The sequence below is a fragment of the Entomohabitans teleogrylli genome, assembly GCF_001484765.1.
GTDB lineage: Bacteria > Pseudomonadota > Gammaproteobacteria > Enterobacterales > Enterobacteriaceae > Entomohabitans > Entomohabitans teleogrylli.
The window spans coordinates 73,219-89,195 of sequence record NZ_KQ947381.1 but is presented as its reverse complement, the minus strand read 5'-3'; the positions used below and the strand labels follow the sequence as shown (position 1 = coordinate 89,195).

The following is a 15,977-nucleotide window of genomic DNA, read 5'->3' as shown; positions in this document are numbered from 1 at the left end:
TCAGTTGTTATTTTGTGCGTTTAGCCGCGTTGCCAGTCTGGGGGCTCGACTATTCCCGGGCAACGCGACTCGCCGGCGCCGTGAATTCACGATGAATGGCGTCGATGACTTGTTGCAGCAAGGGATCGCGCTGGCTGAGTTTGTTGAAATGCAAATTAGTCTGGATGCGGGTATCGCGGAACAGACCGCAATTCAGGATGCGCAGGCCATACAGATCCCGGTACATATGGTAAAAACCTTCGGTCATAAAGCCAATTATGTCCGTTATGCTAAGTACTGCGGCGATTGTCATGACATTGTAGCTCGACAGTGCAATGATTCTGCCCGGCGCATGAATTTCAATTTCCCGGCGAATTTCCCGCATAAAGTCGGCCTGGACGGTAAATACTGCCTGTTCATACTGGCTGAACTGACCAGAGACCGGGGGCGCATCGCTGAGCGGATGGTCAACGCGGCATACCGCGACCGGACGGTCTTCAAATAAGAAATGAGTACCGATCGAGCGACTGTAATGGTGGTTATGATCGATAAGCAGATCGGTCTGAAACTGGGTGAGCTGAGTTTCCGCATCGGTAATCGGAATATGGCGTATTGAGAGGTGGCGATTAATTTTCTTCATCGCCTGGAAAATTCGCGGGATCAGCATAGCGCCGACAGTGGGGCTGGTGGCGATAGTGATAGTACGATGTTTTTGATTGGCATTGTAAAAATCGAGGGCATTAAGAATCGACTCAAATCCGCGACTGATATGTTCGTGCAACTGGGTGGCATAAGCTGTCGGTTTCACTCCCTGGCCGTGGCGGATAAAAAGCGGGTCGGGAAAGATGGCGCGCAGCTTTTGCATTGACTGACTGATCGCGGAAGGGGTCAGGTTCAGGACCCTGGCGGCGTTAACAATCCCTTTATGGACATAGACGGCTTCGAAAATGGTCAGTAAATTGAGATCGATATTACGCAGCATTTTGAATGTCGGGAAATTATTCACCTCATCATCCGCAGCTGGCGGGGTTTTATCTTCATTATCTGACACAATAAGAATCCTTTTTATATATCAATAATATATGATATTTGAGTGAATTATGTTTAAAAGATAAATATTGAGAAAATAAATGATCTATATATTCATGATATGAATATAATCAGCCGGAAAGACGGCTTCCTTCATTTTCGAAATAAATATCAGAATGGAAAAAATAATTAAAACCGAGGGTAAAGTAAAGGAAATCCGTTTCCGGGAAATGTGCCTGGAATCAAATTCCCCAGGCTGGCAGTGTTGAAAAAGATTAAAGATAACGATACGGCGGGGAATTCATTTGCTGCAAAAAATTGTCAATCAGACGCGGCTGAATATCTGCCAGCGTAATACCAGGAATTAACTGGCTGGCCTGGATCATTTCCATTCCCGGGTATCCGCAGGGATTAATGCGTCGGAACGGGGATAAATCCATATCTATATTCAGCGCCAGACCGTGAAAGGAACAGCCTTTACGGATGCGCAGACCCAGCGAGCAAATTTTCCGGCCGGCGACATAGACACCTGGCGCATCGGGGCGAGCGCAGGCGTCAATGCGCCATTCGCCCAGGGTTTGCACTACGGTTTGTTCCAGGGCGGTGACCAGTTCCCGCACTCCGAGGTGGCGGCGTTTAAGATTCAGCAGTACGTACATGACTTGCTGGCCCGGTCCGTGGTAAGTCACCTGCCCGCCGCGGTCGCTCTGTACCACCGGTATGTCGCTGGCAGCCAGAATATGTTCTTCTTTTCCCGCCTGGCCCTGAGTAAATACCGGCGGATGTTCCACCAGCCAGATCTCATCCGGCGTTTCGTCAGTGCGGGTATCGGTGAACTGGTGCATGGCCAGAGAAACCGGCTCATAGGGCTGAAGGCCAAGCTGGCGTATCAGGATTTCATTCTGAGACAACACATCGTCTCCGGTAATCAAAGGTGGCAAAAGTATATCATAGCCGCCTGCTCCGGCGTCTGTGCCGGTAACTAAAAAGCAACGGGGGAATCGCTATACGGACTCCCCCGTCTGTCAGGTTAAGTTGCGCAAGGCTATCGCGGTCTGTTTGTCACGAGGCCGGGTTACAGCACCATGCGTACGATTTCGATATCGCCCAGTTCTTCGTAAAGGGTTTCGACCTGCTCAATATGGGTAGCGTTAATTGTGATTGAGACCGAATGATAGTTCCCTTTACTGCTCGGCTTCACCTGCGGGGTGTAGTCACCAGGGGCGTGGCGCTGCACCACCTCAACGACCAAATCGACCAGCTCAGGTTTCGCCAGACCCATCACTTTGTAAGTAAAGGGGCAGGGGAATTCAAGCAGTTCTTTCAGGTTGGTTTTCATGGTAGCTCCAGCGTTATATAACGAATAACTCCCGCCGCAGCGGGAGTTGCTTTGATGCATAGTATATGGGGGCGAATCCGGCACTTTCAAGTGCGCAAGGATTAACCGAACCAGCGATGGAACATCAGTTTGATGTAGTCAATGATCCGGCTGAAGAAATTGCCTTCTTCGATTTTCTGTAACACCACCAGCGGGCGCTGATCGATGGTTTTTCCGTCCAACTGAAAGTTGATTGTGCCGACCACCTGGTTTTGCTGCAGCGGCGCATTCAGTTCGCCGCTGTTAAGCACGTAGCTGGCCTTCAAATCTTTCATCCGACCGCGCGGAATGGTGAGGTAGACGTCTTTATCCACCCCCAGCGAGGCGCGATCGCTGTCGCCAAACCATGCTGGCTCAGACGCGAACTCTTTGCCGGCTTTCAGCGGGTTAACGGTTTCAAAAAAGCGGAAACCCCAGGTCAGCAGCTTTTTGCTCTCTGTTTCGCGGCCTTTATAGGTACGGCCGCCCATCACGGCGGAGATCAGGCGCATTTGCCCTTCGGTAGCGGAAGCCACCAGGTTATAGCCGGCCTTGTTGGTATGACCGGTTTTAATCCCGTCGACATTGAGGCTTTTATCCCACAGCAGACCGTTGCGGTTGAGCTGGCGAATTCCGTTAAAGGTGAACTCTTTTTCGCGGTAAATAGCGTACTCGTTCGGCACGTCGCGGATCAGCGCCTGGCCGATCAGCGCCATATCCCGCGCCGAACTATACTGACCTTCGGCATCCAGTCCGTGAACAGTCTGGAAGTGAGAGTTTTTCAGGCCCAGCACATTAACGTAGTTGTTCATCAGCCCGACGAAAGCGTCCTGGCTGCCGGCCACGAAATCCGCCATCGCCACGCAGGCGTCGTTGCCGGACTGCAGATTAATACCGCGAATCAGTTGTGAAACAGGTACTTCCATACCCGGTTTCAGGAACATCAGCGAAGAGCCTTTAAACACCGGGTTGCCGGTTGCCCAGGCATCGTTGCCCACAGTGACCAGATCGGTTTCCTTAAATTTCCCGGCTTTCATTGCCTGGCCTATCACATAACTGGTCATCATCTTGGTAAGGCTGGCCGGATCGCGGCGCGCATCGGCGTTTTGTTCCGCAAGCACTTTACCGGAGTTGTAATCGATCAGTATCCAGGATTCGGCATCAATCTGCGGGGCGCCGGGGATCATGGTTTTTATATTGAGATCGTCAGCGTGGGCGGCAGAGGCTGCCGCGAGAGCGATCGCCGCAGTGAGCGTTAAGCGCTTAATAAAACGAGCAGAAAGAACTGTATTCATGGTCAGAACGACGGCATCCGTGATGGGGTTAAAATAAAAAGTGCTTTACTATAGCAAACGCTATATCTGGTGGCACCCGACTTTGCGCATGAGTTTGTGAATGAAATTTACATATCTTGACGCAAAGTCGGGACTACATTACTGCACGGGCGCAGTAGTAATGAACGATTGCATCTGCACTTCATTCAGCAGACGCTGTTGCACCGTAATCGCCTGTGCTTTTGAGGCGAATGGCCCCAGTTGAATCCGGTAGACGGTACCATTGTGGGAAACCAGCCCGGGAACGCCGAGGCGCTGGCTGAGCGACTGCTGCAACTGGCTGGCCCGACCGCTATCACTGACGGCGCCCACCTGTACCACCAGTTGGCTGTAACCCGGGTTGACACTGCCCTGGATAGAATTTGGCGCAGTGACCGGCGCCCCCTCGGTGCCGCTTACGGTAACCGGGGCTTGTGGGGCGGCAGGCGTACTGGCGGCTGTGGCCGGCTGTACATCGGTTGCCGGTTGGGCGTCGTTCTCAATCACGCCGGCAGGCAGAGTGGTGGGCGCCCCGAGGAAGCCGCTACTGTTAACCGGCGCGCCGATAGTGTCTTCGCTCTTCAGGCTGGTATTACTGATTGCCCGTACATCACCCTGCGAGGTCACCGGCTGGGGAGCGGAAGAGGCGCTGCCCAACCCGCCGCTCAGATCCGGTCTTGAAGGCAAGACGTACGTTTGTCTGGCGATAGTGGTACAGGCCATGCCCGGACCGGACAGAGAACCATCCGGCGCAACAATAATCGGATCGATACGTACCCGGGTATTGTTCGAGGTGTTGAGGCGATCGGCCGCCGCGCGCGACAGCGAAATTACCCGGCCATTACCGTACGGGCCACGGTCATTGATGCGCACGACCAGCATACGTCCGTTCGCCAGGTTGGTGATGCGCGCATAACTCGGGATCGGCAGAGTGGGGTGGGCCGCGGTGAGCTGTAGCGGATCAAAAGCTTCGCCGGAAGCGGTTAAGTTGCTGCCGGGCTCGGCGTCGTAAATCGCCGCCAGACCGCTCTGGGTAAAGTTCGCCGGATCCTGAACAATCCGGTAGCCGGTACCGTCCCGCTTGTAGTCCTGATTTACCGAAGGATTCAGAGGTTCGTAGCGCGGCTCGACGCCGCTGATTTCGACAACGGGTCCGTTACAGACCGCCGGTTGCGGCAGGCTGACATTCTGCTGCCCGCCGTCATCTGAAGTACATCCTGCCAGTAAAGCCGCAGCGATGCAGATTCCCGTCCATTGCTTACGCATTGCGCACCTCTTATACGCTTTTCGACAACATTTTCCTGTGGGTATGTATCGACATCACAATACCAAACCCGGCCATAAGAACGATAAGGGCTGAACCGCCATAACTCACCAGCGGCAACGGTACCCCCACTACCGGTAAGATACCACTCACCATGCCAATGTTCACAAAGACATAGACAAATAATATTAACATTAACCCGCCGGCCATGACCCGGCCAAAGGTGGTCTGAGCGCGGGCGGCGATCCACAGGCCGCGCATAATCAGCAGCAGATAGAGTGCCAGCAACACCAGCACGCCAACCAGCCCCAGCTCTTCCGCCAGCACCGCGAAGATAAAGTCGGTATGACGCTCCGGTAAAAACTCCAGTTGCGACTGGGTGCCATGCAGCCAGCCTTTGCCCCGCAGTCCGCCGGAACCGATGGCGATTTTCGACTGAATAATATGGTAGCCGGCTCCCAGCGGATCGCTTTCCGGGTTCAGCAGCATCATGACCCGCGCGCGCTGATAGTCATGCATCAGGAAGAACCACAGTACCGGGATAAAGGCGGCAAGCAGCAGCACCGCGATACCGATCAACCGCCAGCTCATTCCGGAGAGGAACAGCACAAACAGACCGGAGGCGGCCACGAGGATCGAGGTACCGAGATCCGGCTGCGCGGCGACCAGCAGCGTAGGCATGAAAATCAGCACCAGCGCGATACCGGTATTCTTCAGGGTCGGCGGGCAGACATCGCGGTTGATAAAACGCGCCACCATCAGCGGTACGGCGATTTTAGCGATTTCTGAGGGCTGGAAGCGCACGATACCGAGATCCAGCCAGCGCTGGGCGCCCTTGGAGATGGCGCCGAAGGCGTCTACCGCCACCAGTAAAATAATACAGAAGATATACAGCCACGGCGCCCAGCCTTCATAGACGCGGGGCGGCACCTGGGCCAGCACCACCATAATCACCAGCCCCATCAGGATCTGGCCGATTTTACGTTCCATCATATCCGGGTCCTGGCCGCTGGCGCTCCAGATAACCATTGCGCTGAACAGCAACAGAGCCAGAATCAATCCGAGGAACATGGGATCGAGGTGAATTTTGTCCCAGAACGACTTTTTGTTGGGATTATCGGTCATGTTTATTGATCCTCCCCGGCCGCCTGAGCGGGATTCTCGGTCGGCAGTTCGGTGTTGTTATCGCCCAGCATGATGTGGTCGAGAATTTGTCGCATGATAGTCCCTACCGCCGGGCCCGCGCCGCCGTTTTCCAGAATGATCGCCACCGCGACCTGGGGATTGTCGTAAGGCGCGAAAGCGGTCATCAGTTTATGGTCGCGCAGGCGTTCGGCGATTTTATGGGCGTTGTAGGTTTCGTTCGCCTTCAGGCCAAACACCTGCGCGGTGCCCGACTTGGCGGCGATTTTGTAGGGCGCGCTGGCAAAGTATTTATGCGCGGTACCGTTGGCGCGGTTAGCGACGCCGTACATACCGTCTTTCGCCAGTTCCCAGTAACCGGAATGGATATCCCCCACCGGCGGCTGCTCCGGCTGGACCCACGGCACCTTTTTACCGTCGACAACGGTGCTCATCAGCAGGTGCGGGACTTTAACCACGCCATCGTTAATCAGAATCATCAGCGCTTTGTTCATCTGAATCGGCGTCGCCGTCCAGTAGCCCTGGCCAATCCCGACCGGAATAGTGTCACCCTGGTACCAGGGTTTTTTGAAGCGCTTAAGCTTCCACTCCCGGGTCGGCATGTTACCGGAACGCTCCTCGGCGAGGTCGATACCGGTACCGTGACCGTAGCCAAACTTGCTCATCCATTCGGAGAGGCGGTCGATGCCCATATCGTAGGCCACCTGATAGAAGAAGGTATCCGCCGACTCTTCCAGCGATTTAGTGATGTTAAGCCGCCCGTGGCCCCATTTTTTCCAGTCGCGATAGCGCTTTTCGGTGCCCGGCAACTGCCACCAGCCGGGGTCGAACAGCGTCGTGTTACGGGTGATCACCCCGGCGCTGAGGGCGGAAACCGCCACATAGGGTTTAACCGTTGAAGCCGGCGGATAGACGCCCTGCGTCGCGCGGTTGACCAGCGGCGTGTTGGCATCGCTGAGCAGCGCGTTATACGCCTTACTGGAAATCCCGTTAACGAACGGGTTGGGATCGTAGCTGGGGGTGGAGACCAGCGCCAGCACCGCGCCAGTGCGCGGGTCGGTGACCACCACCGCTGCCCGGCTGCCCTGCAGCAGGGTTTCGATGTAGGTTTGCAGCTTCAGATCCACCGACAGGTAGATATCATGGCCCGCCTGGGGCGGAACTTCTTTTAACTGGCGGATGACCCGGCCACGGTTGTTGACTTCGACCTCTTCATAGCCGGTCTGGCCGTGCAACACATCTTCGTAATAGCGCTCAATCCCCAGTTTGCCGATGTCGTGGGTGGCGGCATAGTTGGCCAGCTTACCCTCTTTATCCAGCCGCTCGACGTCGCGGTCATTGATTTTTGAGACATAGCCGATCACGTGGGTGAGGGCTGAACCATACGGGTAGTAGCGTTGCTTATAGCCTTTCACTTCCACGCCGGGAAAGCGGTACTGGTTAACGGCAAAGCGGGCGACCTGAACATCGTTGAGGTTGGTTTTGACCGCAATTGAGGTGAAGCGGTGCGAACGAGAGCGCTCTTTCTTAAAATTGGCGATGTCGTCGTCGGTTAAATCGACGATCGGCCTTAGCGCATCCAGCGTATCCTGCACGTTATCGACTTTTTCCGGCATCATCTCTATCTGGTAGATAGTGCGGTTCAGGGCCAGCGGGATCCCGTTGCGGTCGTAGATAATGCCGCGGCTCGGCGGGATTGGCACCAGCTTGATGCGGTTTTCGTTAGAGCGGGTCTGGTAATCGTTGAAGCGGACAATCTGTAGATTGTAAAGGTTGGCGATCAGTATGCCGGTAAGCAGCAAGATACCGGCGAAGGCGATCAGCGCCCGGCGCACGAAAAGCGCGGACTCAGCCGTATAATCGCGAAAAGAATTCTGTAATTTCATCCGCTGCTTAGTCTACCTGGTTTCGTTACTCACGGTGATAAGGGTGGTTGGTGGTAATGCTCCACGCCCGGTACAGGCTCTCCGCCACCAGTACCCTGACCAGCGGGTGGGGCAGGGTGAGGGTGGACAGCGACCAGCTTTGTTCCGCCGCGGCCTTGCACGCCGGGGACAGCCCTTCGGGCCCGCCGATTAACAGACTGACGTCGCGGCCATCCTGTTTCCAGCGTTCAAGCTGTAAAGCCAGTTGCGGGGTATCCCAGGGTTTCCCCGGAATATCCAGCGTCACGATACGGTTCCCTTTCCCGACTACGGCAAGCATCTGCTCGCCCTCTTTGTCCAGAATGCGTTTGATATCGGCATTCTTGCCGCGTTTCCCGGCCGGGACTTCCAGTAGCTCCAGCGGCATATCTTTGGGAAAACGCCGCAGGTAGTCCATAAACCCGGTTTGTACCCAGTCCGGCATTTTGGTGCCGACGGCGACTAACTGCAGTTTCACGCCTTAACCCCAGAGTTTTTCCAGTTCATACAGGTGACGACTCTCTTCCTGCATGACATGGACAATCACATCCCCGAGATCGACAACAATCCAGTCGGCGGCTTTCTCGCCTTCCACACCCAGCGGCAGCAGGCCGGCGGCGCGGGACTCCTGTACCACATGGTCGGCTATCGACATCACGTGGCGGCTGGAGGTACCGGTACAGATAATCATACAGTCAGTGATGCTGGACTTTCCCTTCACATCTAAGGTGATGATGTCCTGGCCTTTCAGATCGTCTATTTTGTCGATGACAAAATCCTGGAGTGCTTTACCCTGCAAGTTGTTCCCCCTGTGGGTTAAAAAGGCGTTGTGGCAGGCAGCGACCGGATGGATGTTGCGGTTTACGCGGCACATGGCCTGCCCTGGAAAATAATAAAGCGGGATATCATCCCATTGCTGGCGGGGGAATGCATGCCATTTTTTTGTAAAACTATTGCAAAGAGCTGCATTCCGCGCCAGATATGGCAGCGGAGGATAACAGCATACCGGGGCGTGTCAATACACACTTCGCCCGCCAGACGGCCTGTTTACCGGCCGGAGAGCCTGATTCGCCTGCCGGTTTTACCGCGATATGGGTGCGACAGGAGTGGAGCCGTGTGCTATCCAGGCCGGCGAGCGGCTTCACACGCTGGCTGGCGCTCGGCTATTCAGGGTGCGCAATACGCTGAAACCGCCATCGATCTCGACCAGACCCCAGGCGCCCTGATCAATGGCGAAATGCCATAGCCCAGCGCAGGGCATGTCGAGCAGGCAGGCGATCAGCAGGCTGATAACGCCCTGGTGGCTGACCAGTAAGCGGTTTTGCGCGCCGCTCTCCGCCTTTAATTCTTCTGCCAGCGCCGCGACGCGCCGGGAAAAATCGGCAAATCCTTCTCCTTGCGGCGGGGCGACATGTTGCCAGTCCCGACACCAGGCCTGGTAACGCTGCGCATCTTCACGGGCGATATCGCGGTGGTGGCGCATTTCCCAGGCGCCGAAGTGGATTTCGTTCAGGCGCGCATCGATCTGCGGGCTGTGATGAGCATCACCGGCGATAAGACGCGCGCTATCTCTTGCCCGGCGCAGTTCACTGCTGATGATACTGTCGAAGCTAACTCCCTGCAGCAGTGCGGCGACATCGCGCGCCTGCTGTTCACCCGCGGGTGTCAGCGCGAGATCGGTCTGGCCGCAGTACAGCCCGTCGATATTGGCCTGGGTTTGTCCATGGCGCACCAGCCAGAGTTTCATGATGCTATTCCGGTTATTGTTCACAGAAGTGATGTTAACATCCTGCTTATCCTTCCGGGTATGACCGGAGTCTTTCTTTCAGGGAGTAAGGCGATGTCGGCTTTTGTCAGTCAGCACGGCGGTAATATTCGCGAAGCCGCGGCGCGTTACGGCATGAAACCAGAGCAGTTGCTGGATTTCAGCGCCAATATTAATCCGCTCGGTATGCCGCCGGCGGTGCGCCAGGCGATAGTTGAGCAGATGCAACTGGCGGAGCGTTATCCGGATGTCGAATATCAGGCGCTACACCAGGCGATCGCCAGGCATCTTCAGGTACCGGTGTCCTGGTTGTTGGCCGGTAATGGCGAGACGGAGCTCATCTTTGCGCTGGTGGAACATCTGGCGCCACGCCGGGCGCTGCTGGTGGTGCCCGGCTTTGCCGAATACCGACGCGCGCTGATCCGCGTTGGCTGTGCGATTGAAGAGTTTGTTCTGGAGGCTGATAGCGACTGGCAGCTTGATGAAGCGTTTATTGCAGCGCTACATCCGGGGCTGGACTGCCTGTTTCTCTGTACTCCGAATAACCCGACCGGCGTAATGCCGCCCGCGCCCTTGCTGCTGGCTATTGCCCGGCGCTGTGCGGAACTGGATATCGCGCTGATCGTCGATGAAGCGTTTGTCGATTTTATCCCGCAAACCACGGGAATGATTCCCGCGCTGGCGTGCATGCCCCATGTCTGGGTGTTACGCTCGTTGACCAAATTTTTCGCCATACCGGGTCTGCGGCTCGGCTATATGGTGAGCGCGAACCCCGGTGTGGCGACGATACGCCTGCGCCAGCCGCCGTGGACCATCAACGCATTCGCGGCGCTGGCCGGGGAGAGGGTACTCAGCGAGCGGGAATATATCGCCGCCACGCACCGCTGGCTGGCCGATGCCCGATCGTGGCTGACGGCGGCGCTACAGGCTATTACGGCGCTCACCGTCTGGCCTTCCAGCGCCAATTACCTGTTTCTGCGCTGCGAGCGGCCAGGAGTGGATTTGCAGGATGCCCTGATGCGCCGGGGGATTCTGATTCGTCACTGCGCCAACTATCCGGGCCTTGATAAACGCTATTACCGGGTGGCAGTGAAATCTGAGGCGGCTAATCAGCGCCTGGTGAAGGCGCTACAGGCAATATTCAGCGATACAGTTTCTGACTGAGGATGTACTGCAACACCGGACCGGGTAACAGGTCGTCGCAGGGCTGATGCTGCGCCAGCCGTTCGCGAATGTCGGTAGCGGAGATGTCGTACTGCGGGGTGTCGGCAAGGAATATCTTCCCCGCCGGTAGCTGGCGCAAGGCGGCGACATCTGTGGTGAGGTGCGCTTCCAGCCAGGTCTGATGCTGCGCTTCACGCATTGTCACCGGGTAACCCGGGCGGCGGCTGACCAGCAGATGGCACAGCTCGATTAACCTGGTGTAGCGCTGCCAGGTGGGGAGCGACAGCAGCGAATCCAGACCAATAATAAATGCCAGCGGCTGCTGCGGCCCTGCCTCCCGGCGCAGCGCCTCGAAGGTATCCACCGTCCAGGAAGGGGTCTGGCGCTCCAGTTCGCGGCAGTCGATCCGGAACAGCGGATTACCGGCAATCGCCAGTTCCACCATCGTTTTGCGCTGCTCGCTGGAGGCCTGCGGCTGTGGGCGATGGGGAGGTACGTTATTCGGCAGGATGGTGACCTGGCTCAGTCCGACCACCTGCGCCAGTGCTTCCACTGGTTTCAGGTGGCCATAGTGAATCGGATCGAAGGTGCCGCCGTAGAAGGCCTGCAGCGAACGTGGCGCATTAGCCATGGATAAAAATTTCCGGCGGCGCTTTGTGGCACATTAATAAGGAAAGCGCTTCCAGCTCGGCCCAGACGTTTTGTCCGAAATCCTGTTTAACGGTCAGCTCAGTGCGACTGAGCAGGCGCACCGCCTGGTAAAGCTGATCTTCGGAAAGCCGGTTCAGGGCTTCGGTGATCAGCGGACGGCGGTTTTGCCAGACCCGCTGTTGATCGAACAGGGCGCGCAGCGGGGTGTGGGCCGATTTGCGCTTCAGGCTGACCAGCGCCAGCAGCTCTCTTTGCAGGGAGCGCATCAGTATCACCGGCTCTGCCGCCTCCAGCCGCAACTGTTGCAGAATATGCAGCGCCCGTTTACTTTTCCCCGCCAGCAGCGCGTCCACCCAGTGAAAGGCCGAGAAATGGGCAGCGTTGTTTACCGCCTGCTCGACGCGCGGCAGGGTCAATTTACCGTCCGGCCACAGCAGGGAAAGCCGTTCCAGCGCCTGGGCCAGCGCCAGCAGATTGCCTTCGTAGCAGTAACACAGCAGTTGAGTGGCGGCATCGTCAAGGGTGAGATTCATCCGCGTCGCCCGGGCCTGCACCCAGCGCGGTAGCTGCGCCTGTTCCGGGGTGAAGCAGGAAACCTGCGCCGCCCGATCGCTCAGCGAGGTAAACCAGCCGGCGTTTTCCTGGCTTTTGGTCAGTTTACCGCCGCGGATTATCAGCAGCAGATCGTCATGCAGCAGGCTGACGAGGGTCGCCAGTTGGCCGTTGATCGCCGCATTGGGGCCGTTTTCCGGCAGTTGCAGGGCGAGAGTCTGGCGGCTGGCGAACAGACTCAGCGACTGGCTGATGGAAAACAGCGCGTCCCAGTCGGTGCTGGCGTCGATCTGTACGCTATGGTGTTCGGTAAAACCCTGTTCGGCGGCCTGCTGGCGGATTGTGTCCTGGCTTTCCTGTAGCAGTAACGGATCGTTTCCCAGCAGCAGATAAGCCGCGCGCAGCCCCTCATGGAGCTGCGCGTGGAGTTGCTCGGGGTACAACTTGATCATGGGCTAACGGTAGCCGCGGGGAGCGTCGTGGAAACGCGGCCCGGGGCGGCAGGAGTACTGGTTTCCTGCGCCTGGGTTTGTAACTGCTGAGTTTCTTTCATATCCGCTGCGTGTACGGCCAGTAGCTTGCGAATCAGTTGTTCCGCGGCTTTATCGTACATTTCGGTGATAATCATATCCTGTTCGGCATCTTTTGCCAGCGCCATCAGCGGGTTATCAAAGAAGGAGCGGTAAACTTTGCTCTGAATCGGATAGATATCGTGCCCCGGGATCAATACCTGAGCGTCAACGGTCATGATCATCTGGTATTCCGCCGTCCGGCCGTCCTGGAAAATGGAGGCGGTATCCTTCGCGAGGCTCATATTGCCGACTCGCAGGGACGGAATATCCTGACGCGCTGAGGCTTTTTCGACGATCTCCACGCCGTTGAGGCGCAACTGATTACGTATCGCCCGGGTCAGCGGCCCGTTGGGATCGCCGGAATCCAGGATCATGGTCTTCATTTCAGTCGGTACCTGCGCGCTGCCGCGCAGGTGAAAACCGCACCCGGCGGTGACCAGCACCGCCAGACCTACAAATAATGCCAACAGATGTCGCACTCTGCCTCCCGTGCTTAACCCACTACCAGATTGAGCAGTTTACCCGGTACGTAAATCACTTTGCGCACCGTGACCCCCTCAAGATATTTCGCCACCAGGTGCTCCTGGCCGGCGCGCTCGCGCACCTGTTCTTCGGTGGCATCTGCCGCTACAGTGATTTTTCCGCGTACTTTACCGTTCACCTGTACCACGACCAGGCGGGTATCTTCCACCATGGCGCTGTCATCAGCCTGCGGCCAGCGGGCGTTGTCGATGTCGCCGGCGCCGTTCAGAGATTGCCACAAAGTAAAGCAGACGTGCGGCGTAAACGGATACAGCATGCGTACTACCGCCAGCAGGGCTTCACGCATTAACGCCCGATCCTGCTCGCCATCCTGCGGCGCTCTGGCCAGCTTATTCATCAGCTCCATGATCGCCGCGATGGCGGTATTGAAGGTCTGACGACGGCCGATATCATCGGTGACTTTGGCGATCGTTTTGTGAACGTCGCGACGCAGCGCTTTCTGATCTTCGCTGAGCGCGCTGACATCGAGCTGCGGCGCATCGCCGCTGGCGATGTGTTCATAGACCAGTTTCCAGACGCGTTTCAGGAAACGGTTGGCCCCTTCGACGCCGGACTCCTGCCATTCGAGGGTCATATCCGCCGGCGAGGCGAACATCATGAACAGACGCACCGTGTCGGCGCCGTAGCGCTCCACCATCACCTGCGGGTCGATACCGTTGTTTTTCGATTTCGACATTTTGCTCATGCCAGCATAGACCAGTTCATGGCCTTGCGCGTCCATCGCTTTAACAATTCGGCCTTTCTCGTCGCGTTCGACGATGGCGTCCACCGGAGAGACCCAGTTGCGCTCGCCGTTGGCGCCGGTGTACCAGAAGGCGTCCGCCAGCACCATCCCCTGACACAGCAACTGTTTCGCCGGCTCGTCAGAGTTGACCATCCCGGCATCGCGCATCAGTTTGTGGAAGAAGCGGAAGTAGAGCAGGTGCATGATCGCATGCTCAATACCGCCGATGTAGATATCCACCGGCAGCCAGTAGTTAGCGGCGTCGGAATCCAGCATGCCTTTATCGTACTGCGGGCAGGTGTAGCGCGCGTAGTACCAGGAGGACTCCATGAAGGTATCGAAAGTGTCGGTTTCACGCAGCGCCGGCTGGCCGTTTACCGTGGTTTTCGCCCACTCGGGATCGGCTTTAATCGGGCTGGTGATACCGTCCATGACCACGTCTTCCGGCAGGATCACCGGCAGTTGATCTTCCGGCGTCGGCATCACGGTGCCGTCTTCCAGCGTGACCATGGGAATCGGCGCTCCCCAGTAACGCTGGCGGGAAACCCCCCAGTCGCGCAGGCGGTAGTTGACTTTACGCTCGCCCACCCCTTTCGAAGCCAGTTTATCGGCGATGGCGTTAAAGCCGGCTTCAAAGTCCAGACCATCAAATTCGCCGGAGTTAAACAGCACGCCTTTTTCGGTATAGGCCTGAGCGGAGAGGTCCGGCGCGCTGCCATCGGCGGCGAGGATCACTGGTTTAATCGGCAGATTATATTTGCTGGCGAACTCCCAGTCGCGCTGGTCGTGGCCGGGAACCGCCATTACGGCGCCGGTGCCGTATTCCATCAGCACGAAGTTTGCCGCCCATACTGGGATCGCTTCGCCGGTCAACGGATGGATGGCTTTAAAGCCGGTAGCGATGCCTTTCTTCTCCATGGTCGCCATATCTGCTTCCGCGACCTTGGTATTGCGGCATTCGTCAATAAAGGCCGCCAGTTCAGGGTTGCTGGCCGCGGCTTGCTGTGCCAGCGGGTGGCCGGCGGCGACCGCCAGGTAAGTGGCGCCCATAAACGTGTCCGGGCGGGTGGTGTAGACGGTCAGCGGACTGTCGTAGCCTGTCACGTCAAAGGTGATTTCCACCCCTTCGGAACGGCCAATCCAGTTACGCTGCATGGTCTTCACGGTATCCGGCCACTGATCCATATTATCCAGATCGTTGAGCAACTCTTCGGCATAAGCGGTGATTTTAATGAACCACTGCGGAATCTCTTTACGCTCGACTTTGGTGTCGCAGCGCCAGCAGCAGCCGTCAATAACCTGCTCATTGGCCAGTACCGTCTGATCGTTAGGGCACCAGTTCACCGCCGATGTCTTCTTATACACCAGCCCTTTTTTGTAGAGCTCGGTAAAGAATTTTTGCTCCCAGCGGTAGTATTCCGGCTTACAGGTCGCCAGCTCGCGGCTCCAGTCATAGCCAAAGCCCAGCGTTTTGAGCTGGTTCTTCATGTAATTGATGTTGTCGTAGGTCCACGGCGCCGGCGCAGTGTTATTTTTCACCGCCGCCCCTTCCGCGGGCAGACCAAAGGCGTCCCAGCCGATAGGCTGCAGCACGTTTTTCCCCAGCAGACGCTGGTAACGGGCGATGACGTCGCCAATGGTGTAATTGCGGACGTGGCCCATATGTAGTCGGCCGGACGGATAGGGAAGCATTGACAGGCAGTAGTATTTCTCTTTGCTCGCGTCTTCTTTTACTTCAAACGTGCGCTTCTCTTCCCAGTGATGCTGTACGTGGGATTCTATCTCTTCCGGGCGATATTGCTCTTGCATGGCAGCCAGTAGTCCTGTGATAAATATCGCTACAACAGGTGTAGCGGTTAGGGTGTTGATTTTCGATCGGCATAGCATAGCCGATTCATGCGCGGAAAACAGCACTTCCATTGCCGACAGCGGGAGATTGGCGCATTCAGCGTTTTTACGGTTTTTTACCCGCCCTGTGTCGCAGGTAACATCGTATTTTGGGATTAACGTCTATGAT

15 protein-coding genes are annotated in these 15,977 nt (G+C 56.8%); 1 reads left to right on the top strand and 14 read right to left on the bottom strand.

Going from position 1 to position 15,977, the window contains the following annotated elements; all coding sequences use genetic code 11:
- Positions 1-49: 49 nt before the first annotated feature.
- From AQ981_RS10605 to AQ981_RS10560, 10 genes are all read right to left on the bottom strand, one after another.
- Complete coding sequence (locus AQ981_RS10605; protein WP_058911723.1) at positions 50-1,030, bottom strand: YbeF family transcriptional regulator; 981 nt, start codon at positions 1,028-1,030, stop codon at positions 50-52.
- Positions 1,031-1,283: 253 nt separating this feature from the next.
- Positions 1,284-1,919 (bottom strand): lipoyl(octanoyl) transferase LipB, encoded by a 636-nt coding sequence (gene lipB / locus AQ981_RS10600; RefSeq protein WP_058911747.1) that lies wholly within the window; start codon positions 1,917-1,919, stop codon positions 1,284-1,286.
- A 164-nt stretch (positions 1,920-2,083) separates the two neighbouring features.
- On the bottom strand, positions 2,084-2,347 hold the full coding sequence (ybeD, locus tag AQ981_RS10595; RefSeq protein WP_058911722.1) for a DUF493 family protein YbeD: 264 nt from the start codon (positions 2,345-2,347) through the stop codon (positions 2,084-2,086).
- 101 nt (positions 2,348-2,448) lie between these two features.
- Entirely contained in the window at positions 2,449-3,660 is a 1,212-nt protein-coding gene (gene dacA, locus AQ981_RS10590; RefSeq protein WP_058911721.1) for a D-alanyl-D-alanine carboxypeptidase DacA, read from the bottom strand.
- A gap of 138 nt (positions 3,661-3,798) precedes the next feature.
- Complete coding sequence (gene rlpA, locus AQ981_RS10585) at positions 3,799-4,944, bottom strand: endolytic peptidoglycan transglycosylase RlpA (protein ID WP_058911720.1); 1,146 nt, start codon at positions 4,942-4,944, stop codon at positions 3,799-3,801.
- Between the two features lie 10 nt (positions 4,945-4,954).
- Positions 4,955-6,067 (bottom strand): peptidoglycan glycosyltransferase MrdB, encoded by a 1,113-nt coding sequence (gene mrdB / locus AQ981_RS10580; RefSeq protein ID WP_058911719.1) that lies wholly within the window; start codon positions 6,065-6,067, stop codon positions 4,955-4,957.
- 2 nt (positions 6,068-6,069) lie between these two features.
- Positions 6,070-7,971 (bottom strand): peptidoglycan DD-transpeptidase MrdA, encoded by a 1,902-nt coding sequence (gene mrdA / locus AQ981_RS10575; RefSeq protein ID WP_058911718.1) that lies wholly within the window; start codon positions 7,969-7,971, stop codon positions 6,070-6,072.
- Positions 7,972-7,996: 25 nt separating this feature from the next.
- Positions 7,997-8,467 carry a 23S rRNA (pseudouridine(1915)-N(3))-methyltransferase RlmH gene (gene rlmH / locus AQ981_RS10570; RefSeq protein WP_058911717.1) on the bottom strand — a complete coding sequence of 157 codons (471 nt, stop codon included), beginning with the start codon at positions 8,465-8,467 and terminating at the stop codon, positions 7,997-7,999.
- A gap of 3 nt (positions 8,468-8,470) precedes the next feature.
- Complete coding sequence (gene rsfS, locus AQ981_RS10565; RefSeq protein WP_058911716.1) at positions 8,471-8,788, bottom strand: ribosome silencing factor; 318 nt, start codon at positions 8,786-8,788, stop codon at positions 8,471-8,473.
- A 342-nt stretch (positions 8,789-9,130) separates the two neighbouring features.
- Positions 9,131-9,736 (bottom strand): adenosylcobalamin/alpha-ribazole phosphatase, encoded by a 606-nt coding sequence (locus AQ981_RS10560; RefSeq protein WP_058911715.1) that lies wholly within the window; start codon positions 9,734-9,736, stop codon positions 9,131-9,133.
- Positions 9,737-9,829: 93 nt separating this feature from the next.
- Between AQ981_RS10560 and cobD the strand changes: the two genes are divergently transcribed.
- On the top strand, positions 9,830-10,918 hold the full coding sequence (gene cobD, locus AQ981_RS10555) for a threonine-phosphate decarboxylase CobD (protein ID WP_058911714.1): 1,089 nt from the start codon (positions 9,830-9,832) through the stop codon (positions 10,916-10,918).
- Here cobD and nadD read toward each other — a convergent pair.
- The 4 genes from nadD to leuS are packed head-to-tail and all read right to left on the bottom strand — an operon-like array spanning position 10,896 to position 15,769.
- On the bottom strand, positions 10,896-11,549 hold the full coding sequence (nadD, locus tag AQ981_RS10550) for a nicotinate-nucleotide adenylyltransferase (RefSeq protein WP_058911713.1): 654 nt from the start codon (positions 11,547-11,549) through the stop codon (positions 10,896-10,898). The genes cobD and nadD overlap by 23 nt on opposite strands.
- A complete protein-coding gene (holA, locus tag AQ981_RS10545; protein WP_058911712.1) occupies positions 11,542-12,573 on the bottom strand; it encodes a DNA polymerase III subunit delta in 1,032 nt (343 codons plus the stop codon). The genes nadD and holA overlap by 8 nt, the downstream gene beginning before the upstream one ends.
- A complete protein-coding gene (gene lptE / locus AQ981_RS10540) occupies positions 12,570-13,172 on the bottom strand; it encodes an LPS assembly lipoprotein LptE (protein WP_058911711.1) in 603 nt (200 codons plus the stop codon). Before lptE ends, holA begins: the two co-directional genes overlap by 4 nt.
- 14 nt (positions 13,173-13,186) lie before the next feature.
- Positions 13,187-15,769 carry a leucine--tRNA ligase gene (gene leuS / locus AQ981_RS10535; protein ID WP_058911710.1) on the bottom strand — a complete coding sequence of 861 codons (2,583 nt, stop codon included), beginning with the start codon at positions 15,767-15,769 and terminating at the stop codon, positions 13,187-13,189.
- Positions 15,770-15,977: the final 208 nt, after the last annotated feature.